At 27.8% G+C, this 18,010-nt stretch carries 13 protein-coding genes; 8 read left to right on the top strand and 5 right to left on the bottom strand.

The features are described from left to right. The first annotated feature begins 56 nt into the window (after positions 1-56). Entirely contained in the window at positions 57-1,994 is a 1,938-nt protein-coding gene (locus CRV10_RS00945; protein WP_136129953.1) for an exoribonuclease II, read from the top strand. A gap of 56 nt (positions 1,995-2,050) precedes the next feature. Here CRV10_RS00945 and pyrF read toward each other — a convergent pair whose 3' ends face one another. Next, positions 2,051-2,767 carry an orotidine-5'-phosphate decarboxylase gene (gene pyrF / locus CRV10_RS00940; RefSeq protein WP_136130093.1) on the bottom strand — a complete coding sequence of 239 codons (717 nt, stop codon included), beginning with the start codon at positions 2,765-2,767 and terminating at the stop codon, positions 2,051-2,053. 287 nt (positions 2,768-3,054) lie between these two features. Continuing rightward, positions 3,055-3,783 carry a phosphatidylglycerophosphatase B gene (pgpB, locus tag CRV10_RS00935; protein WP_136129952.1) on the bottom strand — a complete coding sequence of 243 codons (729 nt, stop codon included), beginning with the start codon at positions 3,781-3,783 and terminating at the stop codon, positions 3,055-3,057. 183 nt (positions 3,784-3,966) lie between these two features. On the opposite strand from pgpB, the gene ribA reads away from it, so the two are divergent. After that, complete coding sequence (gene ribA, locus CRV10_RS00930; RefSeq protein ID WP_136129951.1) at positions 3,967-4,560, top strand: GTP cyclohydrolase II; 594 nt, start codon at positions 3,967-3,969, stop codon at positions 4,558-4,560. Between the two features lie 1,104 nt (positions 4,561-5,664). Here the strand turns inward: ribA and cysB are convergent. The 3 genes from cysB to sohB all read right to left on the bottom strand — a co-directional run bounded on the left by cysB (position 5,665) and on the right by sohB (position 10,823). Continuing rightward, positions 5,665-6,639, bottom strand: coding sequence for an HTH-type transcriptional regulator CysB (cysB, locus tag CRV10_RS00925; protein WP_136129950.1), 975 nt, complete (start codon positions 6,637-6,639; stop codon positions 5,665-5,667). A 219-nt stretch (positions 6,640-6,858) separates the two neighbouring features. Next, the gene (gene topA, locus CRV10_RS00920) at positions 6,859-9,435 is read right to left on the bottom strand and encodes a type I DNA topoisomerase (RefSeq protein WP_136129949.1); all 2,577 of its coding nucleotides are present in this window, start codon (positions 9,433-9,435) and stop codon (positions 6,859-6,861) included. A gap of 374 nt (positions 9,436-9,809) precedes the next feature. Further along, the gene (sohB, locus tag CRV10_RS00915) at positions 9,810-10,823 is read right to left on the bottom strand and encodes a protease SohB (protein WP_136129948.1); all 1,014 of its coding nucleotides are present in this window, start codon (positions 10,821-10,823) and stop codon (positions 9,810-9,812) included. 570 nt (positions 10,824-11,393) lie between these two features. Here sohB and CRV10_RS00910 point away from each other — a divergent pair. Genes CRV10_RS00910 through trpA form a run of 6 tightly spaced genes read left to right on the top strand, consistent with a single transcriptional unit; the run spans position 11,394 to position 17,967 of the window. Continuing rightward, positions 11,394-12,956 (top strand): anthranilate synthase component 1, encoded by a 1,563-nt coding sequence (locus CRV10_RS00910; RefSeq protein WP_136129947.1) that lies wholly within the window; start codon positions 11,394-11,396, stop codon positions 12,954-12,956. Then, positions 12,956-13,537 carry a glutamine amidotransferase-related protein gene (locus tag CRV10_RS00905; protein WP_136129946.1) on the top strand — a complete coding sequence of 194 codons (582 nt, stop codon included), beginning with the start codon at positions 12,956-12,958 and terminating at the stop codon, positions 13,535-13,537. Before CRV10_RS00910 ends, CRV10_RS00905 begins: the two co-directional genes overlap by 1 nt. Before the next feature lie 16 nt (positions 13,538-13,553). After that, on the top strand, positions 13,554-14,552 hold the full coding sequence (trpD, locus tag CRV10_RS00900; protein ID WP_136129945.1) for an anthranilate phosphoribosyltransferase: 999 nt from the start codon (positions 13,554-13,556) through the stop codon (positions 14,550-14,552). A gap of 2 nt (positions 14,553-14,554) precedes the next feature. Further along, positions 14,555-15,916: a bifunctional indole-3-glycerol-phosphate synthase TrpC/phosphoribosylanthranilate isomerase TrpF gene (trpCF, locus tag CRV10_RS00895; RefSeq protein ID WP_136129944.1), complete on the top strand. Its 1,362-nt coding sequence runs from the start codon at positions 14,555-14,557 to the stop codon at positions 15,914-15,916. 48 nt (positions 15,917-15,964) lie between these two features. Further along, positions 15,965-17,158, top strand: a complete 1,194-nt coding sequence (gene trpB / locus CRV10_RS00890; protein ID WP_136129943.1) for a tryptophan synthase subunit beta — start codon at positions 15,965-15,967, stop codon at positions 17,156-17,158. Continuing rightward, positions 17,155-17,967, top strand: a complete 813-nt coding sequence (gene trpA, locus CRV10_RS00885; RefSeq protein WP_136129942.1) for a tryptophan synthase subunit alpha — start codon at positions 17,155-17,157, stop codon at positions 17,965-17,967. The genes trpB and trpA overlap by 4 nt, the downstream gene beginning before the upstream one ends. Positions 17,968-18,010 lie beyond the last annotated feature (43 nt).

The raw sequence follows: 18,010 nt of genomic DNA, 5'->3' as shown, positions 1-18,010 counted from the left end.
TGTTGTAATGATAGTAAGTTGAATTTATCGTTTTTTTATAATAACTAAAAAAAATTATGTTTCATAACAATCCAGTACTTATACAACTGAAAAAAAAATTAAAATTACAAACTGTTTTTGTCGAAGGGGTAGTAAAACGCAAAGAAAAAGGATTTGGCTTTTTAGAGGTTAATGCACAAAAAAGCTATTTTATTCCTCCAGTACAAATGAAGAAAGTAATGCACGGTGATAGAATCATTGCGATTATACATAACAATGAAGATAAGGAAATAGCAATTCCTCAAAAATTGATTGAACCATTTTTAAATCATTTTGTAGGTCGGATTTATAAAAAAAATAATATTATTTCTATACTTCCGGATAATCAGTTCTTAACAGAATTAATTCCTTGTAATTATCATAATATAAAAAACTCAAGCTGTAATTTTCAAAATGGTGATTGGGCAGCAGCTAAAATGTGTTCACATCCATTAAAAGGAAATCGAGGTTTTTGTGCTGACATTACTGATTTTATAGTAAAAGCTAATGATCAGTATGCTCCATGGTGGGTAACGTTATCACGTCATAATCTTGAACGTGAAGCGCCAAGTATTTGTTTAAGTAAAATGATTGATGAAAAGTTAGATCGTAAGGATCTAGTTGATATGGATTTTATTACTATTGACAATATAAGTACTGAAGATATGGATGATGCACTTTATGTAAAAGAATTATCTGATGGCCATTTACATCTTACTATTGCTATTGCTGATCCTACTTCATATATTGCCGTGGGTAGTCAATTAGATATTATCGCCTCTAAACGTGGTTTTACCAATTATTTACCAGGATTTAACATACCTATGTTGCCACGTCAAATATCTGATGATATTTGTTCTTTACGTCCTAACATTAAACGTCCAGTATTAGCTTGCAGTGTTATTGTAACTAAAGAAGGTAATTTAGAAGATATTAATTTTTTTGCTGCATGGATAAAATCTAAGGCTAAATTAGCTTATAATGAAGTTTCTGATTGGTTGGAAAACATTGGAACATGGAAGCCTATAGATATTAATATTGCGAATCAAATTCGTCTGTTATATCGTTTATATTTAATACGTAATCAATGGAGAAAAACTTATGCACTTGTGTTTAAAGATCGTTTAGATTACAAATTTTTAATTAGTGAAAAAGGAGAAGTATTAGAAATAATTTCGGAGCTACGTAGAACTGCTAATCATATTGTAGAAGAATCTATGATTTTAGCTAATATGTGTGCAGGAAAAATATTACGTGAAAAATTAGGTTTTGGTATTTATAACATACATTTAGGATTTGATTCGAATAACATTGAACAAGCTGTTACAATTTTAGCTGCACATGGTATTACAGTTAATGCTAAAGATATTACTACCTTAGATGGTTTTCGATTATTGCGTCGTAAATTAGATAATCAACCTACACAATTGCTGAATAACAGATTAAGACGTTTCCAATCCTTTGCTGAAATTAGTACTAAACCAGGTCCCCATTTTGGTTTAGGTCTTGAAGATTATGCAACTTGGACGTCTCCTATGCGTAAATTTACTGATATGCTAAATCATAGATTATTAAAAGCAATAATTCTTGGTAAGAAAATTGAATGTCCTGATAACAAATTAATCACTAAGATTAGTGAACGTAAACGATTAAATCGTATAGCTGAAAAAGATATTGGAGATTGGTTATATGCTTGTTATTTATCAAAGTTTGCTAACAGTAAACATAAATTTAGAACTGAAATTGTTCATATTTCTCGCAGCGGTATGCGAGTAAAGTTAATAGATAACGGAGCTACAGCTTTTATTCCAGTTGGATTTATTCATACAGTACGTGATGAGTTAATATGTAATCAAGAATATGGAATACTAAAAGTTAAAGGTAAAATAATCTATCGTGTAACTGATATTATAGATATAACTATCACAAAAGTATGTTTAAACAAACGCATTATAGAAGCACGCCCAATTCATTAAGATTAAATATAAGTTTCGATATATATTTATTCTTAATAAATATAAATCGTATCAAATCAAATATTTTTTAGATCATTTATAATAGAATTTAAAGTTTTAATGGGATTAACAGATTGAGTTATTGGTCTTCCTATTACTAGGTAATTAATACCTTCTTTTTTTGCTTGTTGAGGAGTCATTATACGTATTTGATCATTTTTATTGCTTCCTATAGGACGAATACCTGGAGCTATTAATATGAAATTACTATTAGTAATTTGTCTAAAACGTTTTGCTTCATGAGCAGAACACACTACACCGTCTAAACCACATTCTTTCGTTAACTTGAGTAATCTTTCTGCTTGTTCTGCAGGAGAAGAAAAAATACCTAATTTTTTTAAATCATTTGTATCCATACTAGTTAGTATGGTAACAGCAACCAAACGAGGTGCATCTTTTCCTAAAGGTAATAGAGCATTTTTTGCAGCTATCATCATACGAACTCCACCAATCGCATGAACGTTTAACATCCAGACACCAAGATCTGCTGCTGCAGCAATAGCATATGCAGTTGTACTAGGAATATCATGAAATTTTAAATCTAGGAAAATAGAAAAATTTCTTTTCTGCAGCTCTTTGACTAAAGAAGGTCCAAATAATGTGAACATTTCTTTTCCTATCTTTAAATGGCAAGTATTGGGATTTATTTCATCAACTAGTTTGAATGTTTTTGTTAAATTATTAAAATTAAGAGCTAAAATCAATATTTGAGATTTATTATTTTTTGATTGCATCATATTATTAATATTTATCACAATTTAATATGATAGCTATTTATTAATTCATAATATATCTTATAAATAACTATACAATTATTAGAGTATAAAAATAAATTATCATGATACTTACCTTAAGTGCAATAAAATTTTCTGTATGTTAAATAATCATAATTAATACAAAATATAAGTGTTTTAAAAATAACAATAGTAATGAATAATTGAAATGCTAACTATAAAATAAACTTATTTTCATTTTTTATTGAAAAAATAATATTTTTTCAAATTTTAATTAATAATTTTATCTATATTTTCGCATTATTAGATAATAATTTATTAAAATCTACTAAGTAGTTTGTTAGATTTACTAACATCCAAGCTAATATATTGGCTAATATGAGATCTTGTATCCAATGCATACCAAATAACATACGACTTATTGAAACAAAATAAGCCCAAATAAATATTATTGCTATTGTTTTATAACATCGATACGGCCATAATAACGATATAGTCAATAATGCCCAACTGCTAGCAAACATAGTATGTCCTGATGGCAGTGAATATCCTGTTTCATGTATCCAGTGACGTTTAAGCCAAACAGGTAATATTTGATTAGAATTAAGTAAATTTGATACTATTTCACTACGCTCTTTATTTTTTAATAAATAAAAATTATGAATATTTAATCCGTAATGATGTTCTAACCATATTATATAAGGACGTGGTTCCTGGGATTTACATTTTACAAAAGATTTAATTTGTTGACCAGCAATAATTATAATATTAATTATACAAAATAATTTTAATAAGATTTTTGCTTTGGAATGTAAACATTTAAATATCCAGGTATTTAATATCAAATTAGTCAAAATTACCCATGGACTAGTAACAGTTTCCATTATCAAAAATATCCACTTTAGTGTTATAGCGCTTTTATAAGGATGCCAATGCCAATCTGATAACCAGAATATTAATGGTACCACTAATAATAATAACATTCCTAACGTAGTATGACGAAAAATTTTAAACACCGTTTTTCCTTGTAAAAAAAGAGATGGTTAACCTAATAAAGTTATGTCATTTAATAAATGAAGAATAAAATTTTTTATGAATTTTATGTTTTCTATTTAAGTTAGGAGATTATATAAAAATAAGATACCATATAAATGGTTATATGAGTAGTTCATTTTATTATGAGTTTTTTGGAGAGTTAAATGCAGCTTAAACGAGTGACAGAAGCCAAATTACCAACAATATGGGGAGATTTTCTTATAGTGGGTTTTGAAGAATTATCAACAGGTCATAATCATATTGCATTAGTGTTTGGTAATATTAGTAATAAGAATTCAATACTTGCTAGAATACATTCAGAATGTTTGACTGGAGATGCATTTTTTAGTCTTCGTTGTGACTGTGGTTTCCAATTAACATCAGCATTAAATGCTATTGCTGAAGAAAACGCAGGTATCTTACTATATCACCGTCAGGAAGGTCGCAATATTGGATTATTAAATAAAATTCTTGCTTATTCATTACAAGATAAAGGTTATGACACTGTAGAAGCAAATCATCATCTAGGTTTTAGTGCAGATGAAAGAGATTTCACGATTTGTTCAGATATGTTTAAACTACTAGGTATTAGTACAATAAGATTGCTAACTAATAATCCGAGAAAAGTGGAAATTTTAACACAGTGTGGAATCAATGTTATTGAAAGAGTACCTTTAGTTGTTGGTAGAAATCCTAAAAACTCGTATTATCTTGATACTAAAGCAAAAAAAATGGGACATTTATTTACAAAATCCTAAAAATAATAATTTACTATTATTTAATTTATCATTCTGTTTGTAGATGGTTTAAAAGTTAACAATTGTAATAATTATCTTAAATGCTTGAGGGATTAAAATCCTTATTCTAATTAAATTAAAAGGGTAAGTATTTTTTCGAAATGTTATTAAAAATAACTATTCATAATTTAGGTTATTATAATGTTAATCAGCAAATTAGTTATGATCGATTTTTTACAGTAAAAATTATATTTTTTATGATTATTCAAAAATTTTATCTTATAGAAAACAGGTGTTTCTCAGAAAAAATATCATTACGAAAATAATTATTATTTATTTATATTGCAGCTATTATAGCAAGTTATTATTGAAGATTTAATGTTAGAAAATGTTTCTATTGATAATCTAGTAAATTAGATTTTCAATTTAGTTAATATCTACATTTTTTATTTTATAAAATCTATTAGATCTATCATAATTAATATAAATAATTAAAGTAAAATTCTTTATTAAACGTGATTTTGTGAATAGTATAAGCCGCTTGATATACCTGTAATGCACTTCAATAGTATTACAAATTAATACACTAAATAAAAATATTTTTATCTCAAGATAATACTAATGTTTATTATATTTATGTTCATTTTTAATGATAAAATATAAAATCGATATTTTCTATTTAAATGTTTTTATTAAAAAAGATTTTATCAATGAATCTCTTAAATTTTATATTACATATCTTAATGGAAAATCAATCGATTTTTAATATTTTATAACTATTTATATTAAACATATAAAATATCTTACTGTTTTTAAAAATAATTTAAAATAAATTGATAGTACATCTTACTAAAAATATTAGTTTTTAATTTTTGTTACCATTTTTAAAAAATAAAAATTACTTCTTAAAACGCTATAATTTTAGACAAAATTTGTGCTAATATAACCTATGGTTAGTAATATTTTAATATAAGATTACCTTTAATCAAAAAAATATATAACTAGCTTTTCTTAATGAATATGAAAAAGCTAGTTATAATACTGATTTTATTTAGAACTATTATAAACTAATTTTTTGCAAAACATCTGTTATTCCAACATTTAAAATAGATATATGTAATTTAATTATTTACATGGTAGAACTGTATCTTTTAACATTGTTTCAATATCATCATTAGAACGCAAAGATACTGCACTATCTACTATATCTCTAGTTAGGTGAGGAGCAAAACGATGTATAAAATCATACATATAACTTCTTAAAAAAGTACTTCGACGAAAACCTATTTTTGTAGTACTATTTGTAAAAATATTAGAAGCTTCTATTCTTATTAAATCTGAATCAGATATTGGGTCAACAGCCATATTTGCCACTACACCCACTCCTAAACCTAACCTAACATATGTTTTAATAACATCAGCATCAGTAGCAGTAAAAACAATACGTGGAATTAATCCTATTCTTTTAAACGCAATATCTAGTTCTGAACGCCCAGTGAAGCCAAATGTATAAGTTACTAATGGAAATTCAGCTAATTCATTAACTGTTATTTCTTTTTTTCCTGCTAGAGGATGATCTGCAGTGACAATAATAGCTCTATTCCAATGGTAACATGGTAGCATTACTAAATCTTCATATAAATGTAATGCTTCAGTAGCAATAGCAAAGTCAGCAGTTCCTTTTGATACTGCCTCTACAATCTGAGTTGGAGAACCTTGATGCATATGCAATGACACAAAAGGGTAACGTTCAATGAAACCTTTAATTACCATAGGTAAAGCGTAACGTGCTTGTGTATGTGTAGTAGCTATGTATAAAGATCCTTTATCTGGCCAGGTATATTCACCTGCAACTGATTTGATGGCATCAACTTTAGATAATATCTCACGAGCAATACGTATAATTTCTTCTCCAGCAATGGTAACTTTAGTTAGATGTTTCCCACTACGTGCAAAAATTTGTACTCCTAATTCATCTTCCAGCATCCGCACTTGTTTACTAATACCAGGTTGTGAAGTATAGAGTCCTTCTGCGGTCGAAGAAACATTAAGGTTATGATTAACTACCTCGACGATATAGCGGAGCTGCTGTAATTTCATAATTAGTTTATCCCAGTAATCTACAGAATAACATTCCAATTGATATATTATTATCTAATATGAATTATTAAAGATAATATATATTAGAAATAATATTACAATCAATTTATTAGAAATTAAATCATAATTAATATATTATTTTATATATAAATACAGAGCGCATTTTTACATTTAATTACGTAAAAATGATATTTAAAATCTATTTTTATATTGAAATAATTAATTTTTATTTTCTTGCCATTTACCTTGTGTATAAAAAGCGCTCCAATTAGTTATTTTACCTTTTTTCTTGGAACTTACATACTGTTGTTTTTTATTATAACTGTATCGTATTACTGTTTTATTTCCTTCTGGATCAGTGGATGGTGCATCAGCAAGATATTGTAAACTGCTGGGTAACCGGTCGCTAAAACGCTTTAACTCTTCTACTAAAGGTGCTCTAGTTTCACGTAATTTAGGAAAAGTACTTGCTGAAAGGAATACTCCAGTAGCACTATTGCGTAATACGAAATAATCATTTGATTTTTTACAAAGTAATTCAGGTAATGGGACTGGATCTTCAGCAGGTGGAGCAATATTACCATCTTTTAGAATTTTACGTATATTTTTACAACTAATGCAACTCATATATTTACCAAAACGCCCTAATTTTAAATCCATCTTAGAACCACATTTTTCACAATTTATTATTAACTGCTCGATTCCTTTAATATAGAACTGACCTTTTTCAATATTATATCCATCACATCTTGGATTATTGCCACAGATGTAAATTTTATATTTGCTATTAGTTGTTATATAACAATCCATAGGTGTATTACATTTTTGACAGTATTTATTAATCATATTATTGTTAATTTCAATATTTTTTTGTTTTTCAACATTTATTATTTCGTTTTCTAATATTAGATTAATAGTGTTTTTACAACGATTTTTTAAGGTTAGTGAATAACCTGAACATCCTAAAAATACTCCTGTGCTTCCAGTACGAATACCCATCATTCGACCACAAATTGAACAATTAATTGAGATTAATACTATATTATTTAACTGCATACCTCCTTCTAAAGGATTCTTTTCTGCTATATTAAACTGTTTAATAAAATTATTAAAAAACGTATTAAGTACTGTTTTCCATTCCACTTGATTATTTGCAATTTGATCAAGAGTATTTTCCATTTGAGCACTGAAATCATAACTTATCAATTCATGAAAATTTCTTTTTAAGGAATCAGTTACTATTTTTCCTATTTTTTCAACATAAAAGCGATTATTTTCAATTTTTATATATCCACGTTCTTGAATAGTAGAAATTATCGTTGAATAAGTAGATGGACGTCCTATATTAAGTTTCTCTAATTCTTTTACTAAAGATGCTTCATTGAATCTTGGTAATGGTTTTGTAAAATGCTGGCTTGGTATTAATTTTTTAAGATTAATAATATCACCAATATTAACATCAATTATTTTATGACTTTCATGTTTCCTATTTGGTAATATTCTTAGCCATCCGTCAAAATCTAATTTTCTTGATTTAGACTGTAACCTATATTGTCCAGCTGTTGCTGTTATAGTAATTAATTCATAACAAGCTTGCATCATTTGACATGCAATAAACTGATGCCATATTAATTTATATAATTTTTTTGCTTCTGGTTCTATTGTTTCTAAATCATCCAATAATAATTCAATGTTAGATGGTCTAATTGCTTCATGAGCTTCTTGAGAGTTTTGTTTATTGCAATAATTTATATGATATTTTGGAAGATATATTTCACCAAATCGTGTTTTAATGTAATTACGAACATTTTCTATCGCTTCTTTACTTATACTAGTAGAATCAGTTCGCATATAAGTTATGTGACCAGCTTCATATAAACGTTGTGCAATTAGCATAGTTTTTTTAACGCTAAATCCTAAATGTATATTAGCATCTTGCTGCAATGTAGAAGTAATATAAGGTGCGGGAGCTTTAAGATAAGTTGTTTTTCTCTCTTTATTAATAATTTTATAAGATAATTGTTCTAATATTTTAATATGTTTTTCTATATCTATCTGATTAATAGGAGAGAAAACTTCTTTGTTGAAATGAGTAACTTCCATTTGTAGTTCTTCATTTTTTAAAGTTACAAAGTTACCTCTTGTTTTCCAAAATTCCTTAGGAACAAATGTTTTGATTTTGTGTTCTCGCTCTACTATTAATCGAACAACTACCGATTGTACTCTACCTGCAGATAATCCACGAGCAATTTTTTTCCACAATAAGGGAGAAAGCATATAACCTACAATACGATCCATAAAACGACGTGCTTGCTGGGCATATACTTTATTAATATTTAATTTAACAGGATTTTCAAAAGCTTTTAAAATTTTATTTTTTGTAATTTCGTTAAATATTATACGACTGAATTTATCATTATTACCAATGATTTCTTGCAAATGCCAAGCAATAGCCTCACCTTCACGATCAAGATCTGTTGCAAGATAAATTTTATCAACTTTTTTAGCTAGTGTTTTTAATTCTGCAACAATTTTTTCTTTGCCAGGAATGATTTGATAATCAGCCTTCCAATCGTTATAAGGATCAATTCCCATACGTTTTATAAGAGCTGTTTTTTTATCTAATTTATTTTTTTTACTTTTTTTTGCATTTAAAACAACCTTATTTTTATTATTACTTTTTGGCAAATCTCTAATATGACCTATGCTAGACTTTACTATATAATCGCTGTTAAGGTATTGATTAATTGTCCTAGCTTTTGCTGGCGATTCTACAATAACAAGTGTCTTACTCATATTTAATGATACCTAAATAAAAATTTCTATCCATTACAGAATCATATATTTAAAATTTTTCTCTTAACAATTAAATGCATAATGACACGTATTTAAAATACTACATTAAAGTAATTATTAATATTTATAATTAATCTCAAATTCAAACTATATGTATTTATTTAAATAATATAAATATTTATTTTATTTAGATCTAAAATACAATTTGCATTAAGCATAAACGTAAGATGATAATATAACTTAATGAATATAGTAAACTGATTTTATAAAAACATTTTATATGAAATTAATCATTATTAAAATAAAAAATATCATAATAAAATTTGTACATAAAGTATCATATTCAAAAAATATTTTAACATGATTCCATAAATCTAGAAAAAATATGTTTGTACAATATTTTTAACTTCCATAAAATAATCAAACATTTTACTACGTTTTTTTATATAACTTACCCCTATAACATTAAATTTATCCATAGCTTTAATAATAAAATCATCACTAGTACCTATTTCATCGACTAAACCTAATTCTATTGCATGATTACCATACCAGTGTTCTCCTGTTGATATACTATCTATATTAACTGTAGGACGCATTTTATGAACAAAATCTTTAAATAGTATATGTGTTTTATTTATTTCATCTTGAAATTTCCTACGGCCTTCATTTGTATTTTCTCCAAACAAGGTTAAAGTACGTTTATACTTTCCTGCAGTATAAAGCTCTACATCGACATTATTATGTTTCAATAAACGGTTAAAATTAGGAATTTGTGCAACTACACCTACAGAACCGAGAACGGAAAAAGGTGCTGCGATAATATGATGAGCCACACATGCCATCATATAGCCACCACTAGCTGCTACTTTATCTACAGCCACAGTAACACGTAAACCACAATCCCTAATGCGTTGCAGTTGAGAAGCTGCCAAACCATAACCATTTACCACTCCACCAGAACTCTCTAAACGAATTAAGATTTCATCATTAACATGATTTACGGATAATATTGCAGAAACTTCTCTTCTCAAAGAATCAACTTCTTTAGCATCTATACTACCTTTGAAATCAATAACGTACATTGCTGGTTTAGATTTTATTATTTCACCTTTTTTTGTAGCTATTTTTTCTAATTTTAATATCTTCTTTTTTTCTTTTTTTTCATTCTTTAACCAATTTTTTTTTTCTTGTAATGACAATTTAGCTAATTGCAAATCTTTTTTCATTTGTTGATAATCTTCACTTAAATTTGTTATGTGAAGTTGACCGTTAGTATGTTTTTTTCTTAAAGTTCCACTTATAAAGATTAATATTACTGTAAACATAATAACTATTACTGTTATCAACTTTGTCAAAAAAAGTCCATAATTTAATAAAAAGTTCATTATTTTTATCCCATTTAAAAATATAAATAAATGAATAACATAATTTAATTTAAAAAATCAACAAACTGATATTAATTTTAAATAATCAAATTTTCGTGTTGATATAAGATATATTATTTACATATAAAATCAATAGAAATTAGTTTTTTAAATACAAATAAACAATTATTAAGATAAGAACTGATGTATTAAATATTTTTATAATAATTAATAATAATTAATATTACATATTTTAAATCGAAATTTTAAATACAATCAACATTACGTGTATAACTTCCTAACTTAACATTTAAGATATTTAATAAACATATTCATTTATACGTTATAAATAATAATCATTTGAACAATTCGGTAATTAAAGAGATATTAATAACTTCTAGGCAAGTAAAATCAAACCTTAATTATTATTAATTCATTGTTAAATTACAGTAATATTGTCATATTAGTTCATATATTCTTGTTAAGAAATAAGATAAATATAGATTATTTATATTATTTTTTATTACCTGTATTGATATAAAAGACATTGAAACAATTTCTTTTTTATGCAGAAATTGAGAGAACATAATCATGTTAAATGATAGACCTACAGTTAAAATAATTAGTACTGATGTGAAATATCATGAAAATCCAGCAATAATATTCCATCACTTATGTGATTCAAGACCAGCAACATTATTACTTGAATCTGCAAATGTTGATAGTAAACAAAATTTAAAAAGTTTATTGATTGTAGATAGTGCGTTACGTATCTATGCAATAGATAATTATGTTTTTATACAAGCATTATCTAATAATGGACAAAAGTTATTATCATTATTAAATAATTTATTACCTAGTAATATAATTGATCAAATAGATAATAATGAACTTAAATTAAAGTTTCCAACATGCTACGATGTACAAGATGAAGATACTAGACTAAAAAATCTATCTATATTTGATCCACTAAGATTCATTCTACAATCAATGAACGTTCCTGAAGATCAAAAAGAAGCTTTCTTACTTGCAGGTTTATTTACTTATGATTTAATTTCAAATTTTGAAAATTTACCTAGAATTGAAAATGAACATTGCTGTCCTGATTACTGCTTTTATTTACCTGAAGTTTTATTAGTTCTTGATCATCAAAAAAAAACTGCTTATTTGCAAATTAGTTTATTTTGTGATGATGCAAATGAATTACAGAGACTACGAGAGCGTACTAAACAACTACATACAAAAATGTCACAAACATTGCCTGAATTACCTAAATACACATTAAAAAACATGAAATTAATGGTTAATAAAAATGATAAAGAATATTGTAAAATAGTTCAACAAATGCAAAGGTCAATAAGGTTAGGCGAAATTTTTCAAGTGGTGCCTTCGCGTCGGTTCTATTTGCCATGTCCTTCTCCTTTATCTGCATATAATACGTTAAAAAATGACAATTTAAGTCCTTATATGTTCTTCATGCAAGATAAAAATTTTTCATTGTTTGGTGCTTCACCAGAAAGTTCATTAAAATATAATGCAAATTCACGTCAAATAGAGATATATCCTATAGCAGGAACTCGTCCTAGAGGACGTCTTTCTGATGGGTCTATAGACTTAGATTTAGATAGTCGTATTGAACTTGAAATGCGTACTAATCATAAAGAACTTTCAGAACATCTGATGTTAGTAGATTTAGCACGTAGTGATTTAGCACGTATCTGTATTCCTGGAACTCGTTACATAGCTGATTTAACTAAAGTTGATCGATACTCATATGTAATGCATTTAGTATCCCGCATCATAGGTAAACTGAAGTTTGATTTAGATGCGCTTCATGCATATAGAGCCTGTATGAATATGGGAACAATTAGTGGAGCACCTAAGGTACGTGCTATGCAATTAATATCAGAGGCAGAAGGTACTAAGAGAGGTAGCTATGGTGGTTCAGTTGGGTACTTAACCTCACAAGGAGATTTAGATACATGTATTGTTATTCGTTCTGCCTATGTGGAGAATGGAGTAGCTACAGTACAAGCGGGGGCTGGTGTTGTATTAGATTCTAATCCACAGGAAGAAGCAGATGAAAGCCGTAATAAAGCTAGGGCAGTACTTCGTGCAATTACAGCTGCACATTGTTGTAAGGAAATTTTTTAATGGCTAATATTTTGCTTATTGATAATATCGATTCATTCACATATAACTTTGTTGATCAGTTAAGAATTCTTAATCACAATGTAATTGTATATAGAAATAGTGTGCCTTTTAGTTTACTAGTGAATTGTGTTCAATATATGGAAAACCCAATTCTAATTTTATCAGCCGGTCCCGGATCACCTAAAGAAGCTGGATGTATGATAAAGTTAATAGAAAAACTATGTGGACATATACCTATTATCGGTATTTGTCTTGGTCACCAAGCAATTATAGAATTTTATGGTGGTCATGTGTGTCAGTCAAGTGAAATTTTACATGGAAAAAAATCATACATAAATCATGATGGTAAAGCTATGTTTAAAAATATTAAAAATCCAATGTCAGTTGCCCGTTACCATTCATTAATAGGTGATAATATACCGGTTTGTCTTAATATTAATGCTAGATATGGAGAGATGGTGATGGCGGTAAGAAATGATTTAGATAGAGTATGTGGATTTCAATTTCATCCTGAATCAATATTAACAACAGAAGGAGGACTGTTAATTAAACAAACATTAAATTGGGTATTGATAAAATAATATTAGAGATTTAAACATGAATAATATTTTGGAAAAACTTTATCAATCAAAAATTCTTACTAAAAAAGAAATCTATCAATTATTTGAAGCAATTAATAAGGGCCAACTTAGTTCTGCACAATTAGCAGGAGCTTTAATTGCGATGAAAGTACGAGGGGAAAGTCAAGAAGAAATTATCGAGGCAGTAAATTATTTGTTAAAAAATGCTAAGCCATTCCCTCGCCCTAATTACATTTTTGCAGACATTGTCGGAACTGGAGGCAATGCAAATAAAAGTATCAATATTTCTACAGCAAGTGCCCTAGTAGCTGCAACATGTGGTTTTAAAATGATAAAACATGGCAGTAAAGGGACTTCAAATAATTTTGGTTCATCTGAAATATTAAATGCAGTTGGAATAAATTTGAATATCTCATCACGTGAAGCGCGTCAAATGTTAGATGAACTAAATATTTGTTTCCTTTTTGCGCCAAGGTATCATACTGGATTTTACAATGCAATAGAAATACGTAAACAATTAAAAACTAGTACTATATTTAATATATTAGGCCCTTTAGTTAATCCAGCTCGTCCACCAATAGCAGTTATTGGTGTATATAGTCCAAAACTTTTATTACCAATGATTAACATATTGAAAATTTTGGACTATCAACGTGCAATAGTAGTTCATGGAGGTGGAATGGATGAAATTGTCCTATACGATGCTAATAATATTGCTGAATTAGTTAATGGCAAAATTATATTTTACCATTTGACACCAGAAGATTTTGGATTTCGGCTCCATTCAAAAAAATTATTAACCGTCAATACTCCAGAAGAAAATATTAACAATTTCATAAAATTACTTAAAGGTAATGGACAAAAAAATCATGAAGAAATTGTTGCTGCGAATGTAGCTATGATTCTTAAAATTTTTGGTAATGAAAATTTACATAATAATGCCCAACTTGCACTAAATATTATTCAAAGCGGCAAGGCGTATAAACTTTTATTGGCTTTAGCATCAAGAGGGTAACTATGCAAGGTACTGTGTTAAATCAAATTATTCAAGACAAAATAGTTTGGATTGAGAAACGTAAAAAAAAACAACCACTGATAAGTTTTCAAACAAAAATTAAACCTTCAAGTCGTAATTTTTATGATGCATTAAAAGGCCCAAATACTAAATTTATTCTTGAGTGTAAAAAAGCATCTCCGTCAAAAGGATTAATTAGAAAAGGTTTTAATCCTTTAAAAATAGCTAGCGTTTATAGACATTATGCATCAGTTGTTTCAGTTTTAACCGATGAAAAATATTTTCAAGGAGATTTTTCTTTTCTTTCAATAGTTAGTTCAGTAATAAAACAACCAGTACTATGTAAGGATTTCATTATCGATCCTTATCAAATTTATTTAGCACGTAATTATCATGCAGATGCTATCTTATTAATGCTATCTATTTTAGATGATAAACAATATCTCAAATTTGCAGCAATTGCTGATGAATTAAATATGGGAATACTCACAGAAATTAATAACCGAAATGAAATTGAACGTGCTATTAATCTTAGAGCAAAAGTTATAGGTATCAATAATCGAAATCTTCAAAATTTCTCAGTTGATTTGGAACGTACAAATCAATTAGTTTCATATCTTTCAAAAAATGAGATAGTAATTAGTGAATCTGGAATCAGTAATTATTCTGATATTAAAAAATTAAGCCATTTAGTTAATGGATTTTTAATTGGTTCTAAATTAATGGAAGAAGACGATCTTGAAATGGCAGTGCGTCGTATGTTATTAGGAAATAATAAAGTTTGTGGTCTTTCTCGTTCCGAAGACGCTTATGCAGCTTACAATGCAGGAGCTATTTTTGGAGGATTAATTTTTGTTGACGGATCTCCACGTAAAATTAATACAATACAAGCTAAAAGAATTATTTCTAATACACCTCTTAAATATGTAGGTGTTTACAAAAATACAAACATTAATGAAATTATTACAAATACAGTAAAATTAGGTCTATCTGTTATTCAATTAAATGGCAATGAAAATCAAAATTTTATAGTTAAGTTGCGTCAAGAATTACCTTCCAATGTACAAATTTGGAAATCACTTGGTGTAATTGATAAAATTCCAGAACGTAATTTATCAGAGATCAATTATTACGTATTTGATAATGAAGATGGAGGTTCTGGCAAAACATTTAATTGGAATTTATTAAAAGACCAAAATCTCGATAATGTAATACTAGCTGGAGGATTAAATATAAATAACTGTATGGTTGCTTCTAAAATAGGTTGTGCTGGACTTGATTTTAATTCAGGAGTTGAAAGTGCACCTGGTATTAAAGACACAAATAAAATTCACTCAGTATTTAAAATACTTCGGAATTATTAGTTTAAAAAACATATAATCATATTAATTCAAAAAAGGAAAATTTGAAATATGACTTTATTAGATTCTTATTTTGGTGAATTTGGTGGTATGTTTTTACCTCAAATATTAATGCCAGCTCTTTTACAACTTGAAGAAGCATTTGTTAATGCACAAAAAGATGATAATTTTCAATTTGAATTAAATGAACTATTGATTAATTATGCTGGTCGTCCTACTCCATTAACATTATGTAAAAATTTAACTAAAGGGACAAAAACTAAATTATATTTAAAACGAGAAGATTTATTACATGGTGGAGCGCATAAAACCAATCAAGTTTTAGGACAGGGTCTATTAGCTAAAAGAATGGGAAAAAATAAAATAATTGCTGAAACTGGTGCTGGTCAACATGGTGTTGCTGTAGCGTTAACATGTGCTTTATTAGACATGAAGTGTCGTGTTTACATGGGAGTAAAAGATATAGAACGTCAATCATCTAATGTAATTCGTATGCGTCTTATGGGCGCAGAAGTAATTCCAGTTAATACTGGATCTTTAACTTTAAAAGATGCTTGTAACGAAGCATTGCGCGAATGGTCTGATAATTATAAAACTACACACTATATACTTGGTACAGCTGCAGGACCTCACCCATTTCCAACTATAGTCCGTGAATTTCAACGTATAATAGGTAAAGAAACTAAAAAACAAATCCTTAAGAAAGAAAATCAGCTACCAAACAAAATTATTGCATGCGTTGGAGGCGGTTCAAATGCTATAGGGATTTTTGCTGATTTTATTGAAGATCAAGAAGTGAAATTAGTTGGTGTTGAACCTGCAGGTGATGGTATTGAATCAGGGAAACATGGTGCTCCACTAAAACATGGTCGAGTTGGTATTTATTTAGGTATGAAATCTCCTGTAATGCAAACTCGAGAAGGTCAGATAAAAAAATCTCATTCTATTTCTGCAGGTTTAGATTTTCCTTCAGTTGGTCCTCAACATGCATATTTAAATAGTATAGGTCGGGCTGATTATGTATCAATTACAGATAAAGAGGCATTATTAGCATTTAAAAAACTATGTGTTTTAGAAGGTATTATTCCAGCGTTAGAATCTTCACATGCTATTGCTTATGCATTAAAAATTATCAATTTAAATCCAAAAAAACAACAACTTTTAGTAGTAAATCTTTCTGGTCGAGGTGATAAGGATATTTCTGTTGTTAATAATGTTTTTAAATTTCATGAGGAAATGAAATGAAACGTTATAATATACTTTTTAAAAGGTTAAAAAATAGTAATGAAGGTGCTTTTTTCCCTTTTGTTGTTTTAGGAGATCCATCTCCATTACTATCATTAAAAATTATAGATATATTAATTGAAAATGGTGCTGATGGACTGGAATTAGGGATTCCTTTTTCAGATCCATTAGTTGATGGTCCTGTTATCCAAAATGCTCATATGCGTGCTTTCAATTCAGGTATCACAGTTAAAAAATCTTTTAAAATGATTACTGATATACGTGATAAATATTCTGATTTACCTATTGGTTTATTAACATACGCTAATCTTGTGTTTAACAACGGCATTGAAAATTTTTATATTCGATGTTCTGAATTAAATGTTGATTCAGTATTAATTGCTGATTTACCTATAGAAGAATCTGAAGTATTTAGTCAAAAAGCCTTACAATACAATATAAATCCAATATTTGTTTGTCCACCAAATCCTAGTGATAATCTACTACGTGAGATATCAGTTCGTAGCTACGGTTATGTTTATTTATTATCACGTTCAGGTGTTACAGGTACTGAAAAGCCTGCTAGTCTAACCTCTCAACAAGTAATTAATAAATTACGTTTATATAATGCAGCTCCATTGATGCAGGGATTTGGTATTTCTAATATTAATCAAGCAAAAAAAATCATTTTAACCGGAGTAGATGGTATCATTATTGGTTCTGCAATCATAAAAGTCATCGAAAATAATTATAAAAAAATTGATTTAATGCTAAATAAATTAAAAATTTTAGCTAATAAATTTAAATCTGCTAGTCTTAAGCTCTGTTAGTTATTTTTACTGTGTATTTTTTGTATAGTTAATTATATCAACT

The sequence above is a fragment of the Candidatus Pantoea edessiphila genome (genome assembly GCF_002933355.1).
In the GTDB taxonomy this organism is placed as follows: Bacteria; Pseudomonadota; Gammaproteobacteria; order Enterobacterales; family Enterobacteriaceae; genus Pantoea_C; species Pantoea_C edessiphila.
Note: the sequence above shows the minus strand (reverse complement) of the source record. Positions and strands in the feature narration are given on the sequence as shown.

Bases quoted from the DNA above. Each gene is read 5' to 3' on its own strand.
- CRV10_RS00905 (WP_136129946.1), top strand. From the start codon at position 12,956: ATGGCTAATATTTTGCTTATTGATAATATCGATTCATTCACATATAAC.
- CRV10_RS00910 (WP_136129947.1), top strand. From the start codon at position 11,394: ATGTTAAATGATAGACCTACAGTTAAAATAATTAGTACTGATGTGAAA.
- sohB (WP_136129948.1), bottom strand. From the start codon at position 10,823: ATGAACTTTTTATTAAATTATGGACTTTTTTTGACAAAGTTGATAACA.
- pyrF (WP_136130093.1), bottom strand. From the start codon at position 2,767: ATGCAATCAAAAAATAATAAATCTCAAATATTGATTTTAGCTCTTAAT.
- CRV10_RS00945 (WP_136129953.1), top strand. From the start codon at position 57: ATGTTTCATAACAATCCAGTACTTATACAACTGAAAAAAAAATTAAAA.
- trpD (WP_136129945.1), top strand. From the start codon at position 13,554: ATGAATAATATTTTGGAAAAACTTTATCAATCAAAAATTCTTACTAAA.
- trpA (WP_136129942.1), top strand. From the start codon at position 17,155: ATGAAACGTTATAATATACTTTTTAAAAGGTTAAAAAATAGTAATGAA.
- ribA (WP_136129951.1), top strand. From the start codon at position 3,967: ATGCAGCTTAAACGAGTGACAGAAGCCAAATTACCAACAATATGGGGA.
- topA (WP_136129949.1), bottom strand. From the start codon at position 9,435: ATGAGTAAGACACTTGTTATTGTAGAATCGCCAGCAAAAGCTAGGACA.
- cysB (WP_136129950.1), bottom strand. From the start codon at position 6,639: ATGAAATTACAGCAGCTCCGCTATATCGTCGAGGTAGTTAATCATAAC.
- trpB (WP_136129943.1), top strand. From the start codon at position 15,965: ATGACTTTATTAGATTCTTATTTTGGTGAATTTGGTGGTATGTTTTTA.
- trpCF (WP_136129944.1), top strand. From the start codon at position 14,555: ATGCAAGGTACTGTGTTAAATCAAATTATTCAAGACAAAATAGTTTGG.